9 protein-coding genes are annotated in these 11,520 nt (G+C 70.4%); 2 read left to right on the top strand and 7 right to left on the bottom strand.

From position 1 onward, the window contains the following. Positions 1-487 precede the first annotated feature (487 nt). Positions 488-1,495, bottom strand: a complete 1,008-nt coding sequence (locus tag AOK17_RS43845; RefSeq protein WP_055618238.1) for a stage II sporulation protein M — start codon at positions 1,493-1,495, stop codon at positions 488-490. Positions 1,496-1,612: 117 nt separating this feature from the next. Between AOK17_RS43845 and AOK17_RS43840 the strand changes: the two genes are divergently transcribed. After that, complete coding sequence (locus tag AOK17_RS43840; protein WP_055618237.1) at positions 1,613-2,629, top strand: RDD family protein; 1,017 nt, start codon at positions 1,613-1,615, stop codon at positions 2,627-2,629. A 25-nt stretch (positions 2,630-2,654) separates the two neighbouring features. Here AOK17_RS43840 and AOK17_RS43835 read toward each other — a convergent pair whose 3' ends face one another. Further along, positions 2,655-3,269, bottom strand: coding sequence for a hypothetical protein (locus AOK17_RS43835; protein ID WP_055618236.1), 615 nt, complete (start codon positions 3,267-3,269; stop codon positions 2,655-2,657). An 89-nt stretch (positions 3,270-3,358) separates the two neighbouring features. Continuing rightward, positions 3,359-4,816, bottom strand: coding sequence for an adenosylhomocysteinase (ahcY, locus tag AOK17_RS43830; RefSeq protein WP_055618235.1), 1,458 nt, complete (start codon positions 4,814-4,816; stop codon positions 3,359-3,361). 416 nt (positions 4,817-5,232) lie between these two features. Here ahcY and AOK17_RS43825 point away from each other — a divergent pair, with 416 nt between their 5' ends. Continuing rightward, a complete protein-coding gene (locus AOK17_RS43825; RefSeq protein WP_055618234.1) occupies positions 5,233-7,446 on the top strand; it encodes a fructose-specific PTS transporter subunit EIIC in 2,214 nt (737 codons plus the stop codon). A 145-nt stretch (positions 7,447-7,591) separates the two neighbouring features. Here the strand turns inward: AOK17_RS43825 and AOK17_RS43820 are convergent, their stop codons facing one another. The 4 genes from AOK17_RS43820 to AOK17_RS49495 all read right to left on the bottom strand — a co-directional run bounded on the left by AOK17_RS43820 (position 7,592) and on the right by AOK17_RS49495 (position 11,386). Then, the gene (locus tag AOK17_RS43820) at positions 7,592-8,569 is read right to left on the bottom strand and encodes a cation diffusion facilitator family transporter (RefSeq protein WP_055618233.1); all 978 of its coding nucleotides are present in this window, start codon (positions 8,567-8,569) and stop codon (positions 7,592-7,594) included. Positions 8,570-8,780: 211 nt separating this feature from the next. Further along, positions 8,781-9,932 carry a mannose-6-phosphate isomerase, class I gene (manA, locus tag AOK17_RS43815; protein ID WP_055618232.1) on the bottom strand — a complete coding sequence of 384 codons (1,152 nt, stop codon included), beginning with the start codon at positions 9,930-9,932 and terminating at the stop codon, positions 8,781-8,783. 63 nt (positions 9,933-9,995) lie between these two features. After that, positions 9,996-11,123 carry an SIS domain-containing protein gene (locus AOK17_RS43810; RefSeq protein ID WP_055618231.1) on the bottom strand — a complete coding sequence of 376 codons (1,128 nt, stop codon included), beginning with the start codon at positions 11,121-11,123 and terminating at the stop codon, positions 9,996-9,998. A 92-nt stretch (positions 11,124-11,215) separates the two neighbouring features. Beyond that, positions 11,216-11,386, bottom strand: a complete 171-nt coding sequence (locus tag AOK17_RS49495; protein WP_079053628.1) for a Trm112 family protein — start codon at positions 11,384-11,386, stop codon at positions 11,216-11,218. Positions 11,387-11,520 lie beyond the last annotated feature (134 nt).

The following is an 11,520-nucleotide window of genomic DNA, read 5'->3' as shown; positions in this document are numbered from 1 at the left end:
AAAGGAACCTCCACCCACCACATAATGCGGTGGACGGGGTATCAACATATCTGGCGTTGATTTTTGGCACGCTGTTGAGTTCTCAAGGAACGGACGCTTCCTTTGTACTCACCCTCTCGGGCTTTCCTCCGGGCTTCCCTTCGGTGTTTCCAACCTTACCAGATCCGTTTTCCGTTCCGTTTCCGGTCGAAATTCATTTCCGGTGGCCAGTTGGGGGGCCTTTGCCTATTCGATTGCCTAGTGGCTTTCTTTCGGCGAGTCCGACTTTATCAGAAGTTTTTGACCGGCCTGACCGGCCACTCGTTCCTGATTTATCGGGAAGTGCTTCACCGGAACCGAATTCCAGGAAGCTGACAGATGTTAAACCGCCGCCACCGAACTTGTCCAGTTCTAGGCAACTGTTCGAATCTACCTCCCCACACGTCCCGTGTCAACGGTTTTTGTGGGGCGAAGAGGAGACTAGCAGCTCAGCCGACGTGCCTGCACATCAGGCGGCGGTCGGTACGGAGGCGCTGCGCTCGGCTTCCTCGACGTCGCCCGTCTCGCCGGCCCGCGCCGCACGACCGCCCAGGATGTAGACGTACGCGAGGAACAGCAGCTCGGCGGCTATGCCGATGCCGATGCGGGCCCAGGTCGGGAGGCCGGACGGGGTCACGAAGCCTTCGATGGCGCCCGAGACGAAGAGGACCAGGGCCAGGCCTATCGCCATGCCCAGGGCTGCTCGGCCCTCCTCGGCGAGGGCGGATCGGCGGCTGCGGGGGCCCGGGTCGATGACGGTCCACCCGAGGCGCAGTCCCGTACCGGCCGCTACGAAGACGGCGGTCAGTTCCAGGAGGCCGTGCGGGAGGATCAGGCCGAGGAAGGTGTCGAGGCGGCCTGCCGAGGACATCAGGCCGATGCCCACGCCCACGTTGAGCATGTTCTGGAAGAGGATCCAGACGACCGGCAGGCAGAGAAAGGCGCCGAGTACCAGGCACATCGCGGCTGCCTGGGCGTTGTTCGTCCACACCTGAGCCGCGAAGGACGTCGCCGGATGGCTTGAGTAGTAGGTCTCGTACTCGCCGCCGGGGCGGGTGAGTTCCCGCAGGTCGCTCGGGGCCGCGATCGAGGACTGGACCTCCGGGTGGGTGCCGATCCACCACCCCAGGACGATGGCGACGGCCGTGGAGAGCAGTGCGGTGGGGACCCACCAGTGGCGTGAGCGGTAGACCGCGGCGGGGAAACCGTGTGTGAGGAAGCGGGTCACATCGCGCCAGGAGGCGCGGCGGGTGCCTGTCACCGCACTACGCGCGCGTGCCACCAGTTGACTGAGGCGGCCGGTCAGCTGGGGGTCCGGGGCGCTCGACTGGATCAGGGAGAGGTGGGTCGCCGTGCGCTGGTAGAGGGCGACCAGTTCGTCGGCCTCCGCGCCGGTGAGGCGCCTTTGGCGTCCGAGGAGTGCGTCGAGCCGGTCCCATTCGGCTCGGTGGGCGGACACGAAGACGTCGAGGTCCATCGGGTTGGCTGCTCCTCGGCTGCTCGTCGTGTGGTCAGCTTGTCGCACTGCGGCGCGATGTGCCCTCAGCTTGGCAGACTGGCTGTCCTCGGGGCAGTTCGGGGAAGGACGGCGGGCGTGAGTGAGCTTGTGACGGGCGAGGCGGTGGCGCTGGAGTTGCGCCCCGCGAAGCTGCCGAGCCGGGTGCTGGCCGTGGTGCTCGACCTGGCGGTGGCGGTGGCCGCCTATGTCGCGGTGACCATCGCCCTGGTGGCGTCCACGTCCGCGCTCGACGAGGCGGCACAGATGGCAGTGTCGATCGCCGCCTTCATTCTTCTGCTGGTGGGTGGGCCGATAGCCGTGGAGACGCTCAGTCATGGGCGGTCGCTGGGGAAGCTGGCGTGCGGGCTGCGGGTGGTGCGGGACGACGGCGGGCCGATCCGGTTCCGGCACGCGCTGGTGCGTGGGGCCGTCGGCGTGGTCGAGATCCTGATGACGTTCGGGGTCGTGGCGTGCATCGCCTCGCTGGTGTCCGCGCGAGGTCGGCGGCTCGGTGATGTGTTCGCGGGGACCCTGGTCGTACGGGAACGGATTCCCGCCGGGCGTACGTCCTTCGTGCCTCCGCCGCCGCCTTGGCTGGCGGGGCGGTTCTCCGGCCTTGATCTGTCCGGGGTTCCGGATGCGCTGTGGCTGGCTGTCCGCCAGTACCTGACGCGGATGCAGCAGCTTGATCCGCAGGTCGGCTGGGCGATGGCCGAGCGGCTCGCGGCCGATGTCGCGGAGCGCACCGGGGCTCCGGCGCCGCAGGGGGTGCCGCCGGCGGCGTATCTGGCCGCCGTGATGCAGGAGCGGCAGGCTCGGGAGGCCCGGCGGGCGTTCAGTGGTGGGGCCGCTGGTGGTCGTCCTGCCGCGGGTGCGCAGATGGCCGGCGCGCCGGCCACACCAGGCATGCCAGGTACGAGCGGGCCCGTGATGCCGTACGGAATGGTGCCTTCGCCGGAATCGGCGTACCCCTCCCATCCGTACCCACCGGCTTCGCCGCCCGCCGGCTACTCGGCTCCCGCACCGACGCCAACACCGACACCGGCCCCCGCGCCGGCCCCGCAGGACGCCGGCGCGGAGCGGCCCGCCACCGGCTTCGCCCCGCCCGCGTAACTCGCGGGCTCCCCCTCCACCTTCGTCAGGCGAACACCGACGGCGGGGATTCCAGGTCCTCCAGCTCGATGCCGGGCGCGGAGAGGATCACGTCGCCCGACAGGTGCACGGCGTGCTGCTCGCCGGTGTCCAGAGCTGTGACCTGGTATTCCTCCACGGTCAGGGGGCCGTTGTCAGTGGCGTGTGTTTCTCTCGTGATCAGGGCCCAGGACTGGTCGAGGGTGCGCGGGGCGAGGACCGGGTCCGTGAAGGCGACGAGGCGTACACGCGTGGCGGAGGCATCGGGGGTGAGGCGCAGCAGGCGTGCGGTGGCGATGAGGAAAGCGGGGGATGTGCCGGTGAAGGCGTGGGCGCGGACATTGCCTTCGGTGGCGTGAGCTCCCGTTGGGTCGGTGCGGACCCAGGTGACGCCGTCGAGGGCGGCGCCGCGGACCTGCCAGCCCGAGGCGTGCAGTTCGAGGCGGATGGGGCGGCCGAGGTCGTCGAGGGCGAGGTCGACGGAACCGGCAGGGTCGCCGGAGGGGGCGGTCAGTTGGGAGACGTAGCGCCAGCCGGAGGGGCCGGGCGCGCAGTGGAAGTGTTCTTCGGCGAGGGGGGTGTGGTCGTGCGGGTCATGGAGCGAATATCGGCCGCGGGGCATGGTGGCTCGGGTCCTCGTAGGGGGCAGGCCCCCGCCGGTGACGACGGGGGCCTGCTGACAACCGTTGGCTGAGCGCCGGGTTCGGCCGCTCAGTAGCGGTAGTGGTCCGACTTGTACGGGCCCTCGACCTCTACGCCGATGTAGCTCGCCTGCTCCGGGCGGAGCGTCGTGAGCTTCACGCCGAGCGCGTCGAGGTGGAGGCGGGCGACCTTCTCGTCGAGGTGCTTGGGCAGCACGTAGACGTCGGTCGGGTACTCCTCGGGCTTGGTGAACAGCTCGATCTGGGCCAGGGTCTGGTCCGCGAACGAGTTGGACATCACGAACGACGGGTGGCCGGTCGCGTTGCCCAGGTTCAGCAGGCGGCCCTCGGACAGCACGATGAGGACCTTGCCGTCGGGGAACTTCCAGGTGTGGACCTGCGGCTTGACCTCGTCCTTGACGATGCCCGGGATCTGCGCGAGGCCGGCCATGTCGATCTCGTTGTCGAAGTGGCCGATGTTGCCCACGATCGCCTGGTGCTTCATCTTGGCCATGTCCGAGGCCATGATGATGTCCTTGTTGCCGGTCGTGGTGATGAAGATGTCGGCCTTGTCGACGACCTCGTCGAGCGTCGTGACCTGGTAGCCGTCCATCGCCGCCTGCAGTGCGCAGATCGGGTCGATCTCGGTGACGATCACGCGGGCGCCCTGTCCGCGCAGGGACTCCGCGCAGCCCTTGCCCACGTCGCCGTAGCCGAGGACGACCGCGGTCTTGCCGCCGATGAGGACGTCGGTGGCGCGGTTGATGCCGTCGATCAGGGAGTGGCGGCAGCCGTACTTGTTGTCGAACTTCGACTTGGTGACGGCGTCGTTCACGTTGATCGCCGGGAACAGGAGGGTGCCGTCACGGTGCATCTCGTACAGGCGGTGGACGCCGGTGGTGGTCTCCTCGGTCACGCCGCGGATCTCCGAGGCGACCTGGGTCCACTTCTGCGAGCCGTTCGAGATCGTCCGGGTCAGGAGCCCCAGGACGACGCGGTGCTCGTCGGACTCGGCGGTGTCGAGGGAGGGGACCTTGCCGGCCTTCTCGTACTCGACGCCCTTGTGGACGAGCATGGTGGCGTCACCGCCGTCGTCCAGGATCATGTTCGGGCCGCCGGTGGGGGTGTTCGGCCAGGTCAGCGCCTGCTCCGTGCACCACCAGTACTCCTCCAGCGTCTCGCCCTTCCAGGCGAAGACCGGGATGCCCTGGGGGTTGTCGGGCGTGCCGTTCGGGCCGACGGCGATGGCGGCTGCCGCGTGGTCCTGGGTGGAGAAGATGTTGCAGGACACCCAGCGGACCTCGGCGCCCAGGGCGACCAGGGTCTCGATCAGGACGGCGGTCTGCACGGTCATGTGCAGCGAGCCCATGATGCGGGCGCCGGCCAGCGGCTGGGTGGCGGCGAACTCCTTGCGGATCGACATCAGGCCGGGCATCTCGTGCTCGGCGAGGGTGATCTCCTTGCGACCGAAGTCGGCCAGGGAAAGGTCGGCGACCTTGAAGTCCTGTCGGTTGTCGACAGTGGTCATACGAGCTGCTCCTCGGGTTGGGCGAGGTCGGTTGGGCTGGTCTGCGCGGCGGCGGGGCAGGACGTGCGTCCACGGGGCACACGAATGCCCGGTGCCTTGCGCAGCGCAGTCCGTCGGAGGCCCTCTCTCCCTCGGCCGGCCCGTACGGGGCCGCCCGACCGCCATCAGCAGCGACGTCTGGCTCGGTTACGAATCTACACCGATCGGCTCAGCGGGCCCCAGTCAGCCTCCGGACAGAAAGAAGCGGAGTCCGAGGGTCCGCCGGGCCGGGATCAGGGGCCGACAAGCCTGGACAATCCGGGACTTTTGAACTTTTGGACCTGTGCAGGGGTCTGTTGCAGGATGCCGGGGATCGGGACCATGTGCACCAGCTCGCGGATCGCGATCCCCCACAACAAAGGCGTTAGGAGATCGACGTGACCAGTCCGGCCGGCCTTCCCCCCACGGGCGGCGGCAGCAGCGAGCAGCAGCGGTTGAAGCTGCTCGCGGTGACCGCCTGCCCGACCGGCATTGCCCACACCTACATGGCGGCCGAGAAGCTCGCGCAGGCGGCGGAGCAGCTCGGCGTCGACATCAAGGTGGAGACGCAGGGCTCGATCGGGGCCGAAAACGTACTCACTGACAACGATGTCAGAACCGCTGACGGCGTCATCATCGCCGCGGACAAGGATGTGGACCTGAGCCGGTTCGCCGGGAAGCGGGTGGTGACGGTCGGCGTCGCCGAGGGAATCCACCACCCCGAGCGGCTGATCGAGCAGGTGCGGACCGCGCCCGTGCACGGAGGGGGTGGGGGCGGGACCAGTACGTCCTCGTCCGTCGGCAGTGGCGCAGGCGGCAAGGAGCGGAGCGTCGGGTACAAGGCGCTGATGAACGGCGTCAGTTACATGATCCCGTTCGTCGTGGTCGGCGGGCTGCTGATCGCGATCTCGCTGTCGCTCGGCGGGCACACCGATCCGTCCGGTGGCCTGGTCATCCCGAAGGACTCCTTCTGGATGGACGTCAACAACATCGGCGTCATCGGGTTCCAGCTGATGGTGCCGATCCTGTCCGGCTATATCGCGTACGCGATCGGGGACCGGCCCGCGCTGGTACCGGGCATGGTCGGCGGGTGGATCGCCAACACCGGTTCGCTGTACGACTCCGAGGCGGGCGCGGGCTTCATCGGGGCGATCGTGACCGGGTTCCTCGCCGGCTATCTGGTGCTGTGGATCAAGAAGGTCGAGGTTCCGAAGTTCGTCCGGCCGATCATGCCGATCATCGTGATCCCGATCGTGGCGACGACGGCGCTCGGGCTGTTCTTCATCTACGTGATCGGCAAGCCCATCTCCTGGGTCTTCGAGCATCTGACGGACTGGCTCGGCGGGATGACCGGGACCAGTGCGGTGCTGCTCGGCGCGATCCTGGGGCTGATGATCGCGTTCGACATGGGCGGGCCGGTCAACAAGACGGCGTTCCTGTTCGGTGCGGGGCTCATCGCGACCGGCAACCAGGAGGTCATGGGCATGTGCGCCGCCGCGATCCCGGTGATGCCGCTCGGACAGGGGCTCGCCACGCTGATCCGGAAGCGGCTCTACACCGAGCAGGAGCGCGAGACGGGTCTCGCCTCGCTGTTCATGGGGTTGTTCGGGATATCCGAGGGCGCCATTCCGTTCGCCGCCGCTCGGCCGGCGCAGGTCATCCCGGCCAACATGCTCGGCGGCGCGGTGGCCGGAGCGCTCGCGGGTCTTGCCGGGGTCGAGGACGCGGTGCCGCACGGCGGGCCGATCGTGGCGGTGCTGGGCGCCGTCAGCGGCGTACCGATGTTCTTCGTGGCCGTGGTGATCGGGACCGTGGTGACGGCCCTGACGACGGTGGCACTCGTCGATGTCAGTGAGCGCAAGCGGCGGGGGCAGTCGATGGTCGACGGGCTCGCGCCGCAGCCGGAACTCGCCCTCGCGGGCGTGAGCGCTGGCGCTGGCGTGGGCGTGGGCGTGGGTGCCGGCAGTGACGGCCTCGGCGCCGGCGGCGGGACGGCCACCGCGCACGCTCCCGCCCAGCGGACGGATTCGGCTCCGGCGTCCGCCGGTTCCGCGGCCGACGCCTCCCCCGACGCGACCGCGGACCGATCCGCCGACTCGTCCGCGGGCGCATCCGCCGGTGCCTCGGACGACGAGGTCCTCTCCGGGTATCTCACCGCCCAGACCGTCAAGGTCCGGCTCGATTCCGGTGACAAGGAGGCTGCGATCCGGGAGATGGCCGGGCTGCTGGCCGCCACTGGGAAGGTCACGGACGTCGAGGAGTTGGTCGCGGCGGCGCTGCGGCGCGAGGAGCAGGGCACGACCGGGCTCGGCGAGGAGATCGCCATCCCGCATGCCAAGACCGATGCCGTGACGGCGCCCGTCGTCGGGTTCGCCCGGTCGGCGGAGGGTGTCGAGTGGGGTTCGCTCGACGGTACGAAGGCGAAGCTCGTCTTCATGATCTCCGTGCCCGAGGCAGCCGCCGGGGACGAGCATCTGCGGATCCTGGCGCTGCTGTCCCGGAAGTTGATGGACACCGGGTTCCGGGAGCGGCTGATGACGGCTCCCGACGAGGCGGCGGCTCTCGACGTGCTGCGCGAGATCCGGGTAGCAGCGCGCGCAGACGCGGACTGACGCTCACGGCCTGGAGGTTGGGGCCGTTGGGGCGGCTTGTACGAGACCGGGCCCGCCGAATCGCTCGGCGGGCCCGGTCTCGTACGAGTGAGGCGTACGAAGAAGACGTACGAGGAAGAGGGCGACCCCTCCCCCGTACGGCAAGTCAGTGCTCGGCGGTGGGCGTCGGGCCGCCCGGGGCCGCCTCGGCGTCCGCGCCCTTCGCGGCCTCGGTCTCGCTGTAGATGTCGGGTTCGAGGTAGATGACGCGGGCGATCGGGACGGCCTCGCGGATGCGGGACTCGGCGGCGTCGATGGCGGCGGCGACCTCGGTGGCCGTCTCGTCGTGCCGGACGGCGATCTTGGCGGCGACGAGCAGTTCCTCGGGGCCGAGGTGGAGCGTACGCATGTGGATGATGGCGGGGACCGTGTCGCCGTCGACGATGGCGGCCTCGATCTTCCTGACGTCCTCGACGCCGGCGGCCTCGCCCAGGAGCAGCGACTTGGTCTCGGCGGCCAGGACGATCGCGATGGCGATCAGCAGGATGCCGATGCAGAGGGTGCCGATGCCGTCCCAGACGCCGTCGCCCGTGCCCAGGGCCAGGCCCACGCCGATGAGCGCGAGGACCAGACCGACGAGCGCGCCGAGGTCCTCAAGGAGCACGACCGGAAGCTCGGGGGCCTTGGCGTGGCGCACGAACTCCTTCCAGGACTGCTTGCCCCGGATCGTGTTGGACTCCTTGATGGCGGTCCGGAAGGAGAAGGTCTCGGCGATGATCGCGAAGACGAGCACGCCCACCGGCCAGTACCAGTGGGTGATCTCGTGCGGGTGCTTGATCTTCTCGTAGCCCTCGTAGATCGCGAACATGCCGCCGACCGAGAAGAGGACGATCGAGACGAGGAAGGCGTAGATGTACCGCTCGCGGCCGTAGCCGAAGGGGTGTTGCGGGGTCGCCTCGCGCTGGGCCTTCTTGCCGCCGAGGAGCAGCAGGCCCTGGTTCCCCGAGTCGGCGAGCGAGTGCACGGATTCGGCGAGCATCGACGACGAACCACTGAAGAGGAACGCCACGAACTTCGCTACCGCGATCGCGAGGTTCGCGGCGAGTGCCGCCACGATCGCTTTGGTGCCGCCTGACGCGCTCATGTGTTCCCGATGTCCCTTCGTCTGCCATCTCGGCCGGCCGTCTGCCCGCTCGGCTGCCGTCCCGGGCTTTGCCCGCCCTTTGCGGTGGGCCATTGTTGCAGCCCGGACCGACATCGGTGCGCCCGGTCGCCACAGTGACCGTTTCAGGCCATGGCGAGGGTCGCGCCAGGACTCAGGCAGAGTCGTCAGGACTCAGGCAGGGTCGCAGGGCTCAGGCGATGACGGTGGCCCGGAAGACCGTGCCGTCGCCGGAGACTTCCGCCTTTTCGCCCGCCGGTACGAAGACGGACCGGCCGGGGCCGAGGGCGTGCTCGCCCGCCTGTACGGAGCCCGCGGTGCACAGCAGGATCTGCGGGGTGTCGAGGGTGAGGTCGTGGACGGGGGCGCCCGCCACGAGGGCGTAGCGGGAGAGGCGGAACTCGTCGATGGGAGTTTCGTAGACCTCCTCGCCGTCGGGGGAGGCCTCGGGGCGCAGGACGCCCGGGTCGCTCGCCTCGAAGCGGACGATCCGCAGGAGTTCGGGGACGTCGACGTGCTTGGGGGTGAGGCCGCAGCGCAGGACGTTGTCGGAGTTGGCCATGATCTCGACGCCGAGGCCGTTCAGATACGCGTGCGGCACGCCGGCGCCGAGGAACAGAGCCTCGCCGGGCTGCAGTCGGACGTGGTTGAGCAGCATCGCGGCGATGACGCCCGGGTCGCCCGGGTAGTGGTGGGCGAGGTCGGCGTACGGGGCGTGGGCGCCGCCGAGGCGGGCGCAGGCCGCGGCGGCCTCGGTGACCGTGGCGGCCATCTGCTCACGGTCCGCGGAGAGCACGGCCGTCAACATCTCGCGCAGCGCCGCCTCTTCGGGGTGGGCGTGCAGCAGGTCGACGTACGGCTTGAGGGAGTCGACGTCGAGGGCCGCGAGCAGGTCGGCGGCCTCCGCCGGGGTCCGGAATCCGCACAGGCCGTCGAACTCGGTGAGCGCGCAGATGAGTTCGGGCTTGTGGTTGGCGTCCTTGTAGTTGCGGTGCGGGGCGTCGATCGGGACGCCCCGGCGCTCCTCGTCCTCGTACCCCACCTTGGCCTGGGCGAGGTCGGGGTGCACCTGGAGGGAGAGGGGGGCGCCTGCGGCGAGGAGCTTGAGGAGGAACGGGAGGCGCGGGCCGAACTTGGCGACGGCCTCCCGGCCGAGCTCCTTCTCGGGAGCCTCGTCGATCACCTCGGTGAGCGGGCCGCGGAGGGTGCGCGAAGGCGCGCCGGGGTGGGCGCCCATCCACATCTCGGCCTGCGGCTCGCCGGTCGGCTCGACGCCCAGGAGGCGCGGGATGGCCGTGGTGGAGCCCCAGGCGTAGGGGCGGATCGTGTTGTCGAGGCGGTCCATGCTCTGTTTCTTCTCCGTACGTACGCTGCTCAGCGGGCGCTGGTCACCAGGCGTGGGTCAAGGTCAGGCCCCGGAGGCGAGCGCCAGGTAAACGGCGGCGAAATCCGTGATGGCGATCAGCTCGGCGAGGGTCTCCAGGTCGCCGCCGTCCTCCGGTTCGAGTTCGCTGATCGGTGTGTCGTGGCTGAGGGCCAGTTCACGGGCGGCGGGGGCGGCGCTGAGGCCGCCGGTCGGGCGGTCGCGGAGGAGGACCACGCGCGCGTGCATGACCTGTGCCTCTTCGACGCGGTCGCGGAAGAAGTCGTCCGGGTCCGCGCCGGCGGCCAGCGCGCCCGAAAGCAGCACGCTGTGCGCGTCGAGCGCTTCGGGCAGCTCGGCGGCGAGCGCGGGGCGGCCCGCCAGCTCGGCCAGCGCACCGACGAAACGGCGGCCTGCCGGGCCCGCGGACGTGCCCTCGGTCCAGATCACCGGGAGCGCCTCGGCCAGCTCGGCCGCGAGGGTCTTGGCGGGGTTGCTGTACGTCGCGATGGCCGGGCCGCAGCGCTCCGCGATCTGGTCGAGCCGGTCGGCGACCTTCTGCAGGGCCTCGGGCGGCGCGGTGACCAGCCCGGTGCGGTCCAGGAGCGCGAGCAGCGGTGTGAGCAGCGCCCAGAGCACGCCGGGGGCGGACGCGGCGGAGGGCGCCCCCGGCTCGTACGGGGCGGTCGCCATCTGTACGAAGAGGCCGTGGGCGCCGTCCACCGCGTCTGTGAGCGGGGAGCGGGCCGGGGCCACGGCGGCGACCGTGCAGCCGCGGCGGTAGGCCTGCTCGACCAGGAGCGAGAGGCCGGGCTCGCTGCCGTCCGGGGTGGCGATCAGGATCAGGTCGACGGGGCCCGCCCAGCCGGGCAGCTCCCAGCGGAGTGCGCCGGCGGCCGGGGCCACGCCGGTGGGGGTCAGGCGGATGACGGGGCAGCCCGCCCCGGCGAGGGTGCCGAGCAGGTCCGCGGCGCTGATCGCGGCGGCGCCCGGGCCCGCGATCAGGACGGCGCGCGGGCGGCCGTCCGGCTTGAGCTCGGGGATGCCCGCCTCGGCCGCGTGCCGGGCCGCCGTGCGGACTCTGGCGCCCGCTTCGGCGGCGCCGCGGAGCAGGCCGCGGCGGTCTGCCTCCGCGAGGGCCTCGGGGGCGTCGAGCAGCGATTCGTCGAGCATGGGCGGCAGCCTCCGGTCGCCGGTTCTTCCTTGGGGCTCGGCCTTGCGGGTCGCCTTGGCGGCGAGCCCTGTGTGCTGGGCCTTGTGCGGCCTTACGCGGGGCGGCGGGCCTCGTCCACGAGGAGGACCGGGATGTCGTCCCGGACGGGGTAGGCCAGGCCGCAGTCCTGGCCGGTGCAGATCAGCTCGGTTTCCTGCTCCTTGAGGGGGGCGTGGCACGCCGGGCAGGCGAGGATCTCCAGGAGGCCGGCTTCGAGCGGCATGTCGGGTCCCTTCGGGGGCGGGGTCGTGCGGGTGATGTGGCCTGGTCAGGGTACCGCTGCGGGTGGCTGGGCGTCGGGAGAGTTCGCCCCCGCCGCCCTTACCCATTCCCGCCCCCTGGGGGCTGCGCCCCCAG

Origin of the sequence: Streptomyces phaeochromogenes (assembly GCF_001418655.1) — a bacterium.
Taxonomy (GTDB): Bacteria; Actinomycetota; Actinomycetes; order Streptomycetales; family Streptomycetaceae; genus Streptomyces; species Streptomyces phaeochromogenes.
Note: the sequence above shows the minus strand (reverse complement) of the source record. Positions and strands in the feature narration are given on the sequence as shown.

What these genes read in the sequence shown, in the direction of transcription:
- AOK17_RS43835 (WP_055618236.1), bottom strand. Translation starts at nt 3,269, where the DNA reads ATGCCCCGCGGCCGATATTCGCTCCATGACCCGCACGACCACACCCCC.
- AOK17_RS49495 (WP_079053628.1), bottom strand. Translation starts at nt 11,386, where the DNA reads ATGCCGCTCGAAGCCGGCCTCCTGGAGATCCTCGCCTGCCCGGCGTGC.
- AOK17_RS43810 (WP_055618231.1), bottom strand. Translation starts at nt 11,123, where the DNA reads ATGCTCGACGAATCGCTGCTCGACGCCCCCGAGGCCCTCGCGGAGGCA.
- AOK17_RS43820 (WP_055618233.1), bottom strand. Translation starts at nt 8,569, where the DNA reads ATGAGCGCGTCAGGCGGCACCAAAGCGATCGTGGCGGCACTCGCCGCG.
- manA (WP_055618232.1), bottom strand. Translation starts at nt 9,932, where the DNA reads ATGGACCGCCTCGACAACACGATCCGCCCCTACGCCTGGGGCTCCACC.
- AOK17_RS43845 (WP_055618238.1), bottom strand. Translation starts at nt 1,495, where the DNA reads ATGGACCTCGACGTCTTCGTGTCCGCCCACCGAGCCGAATGGGACCGG.
- ahcY (WP_055618235.1), bottom strand. Translation starts at nt 4,816, where the DNA reads ATGACCACTGTCGACAACCGACAGGACTTCAAGGTCGCCGACCTTTCC.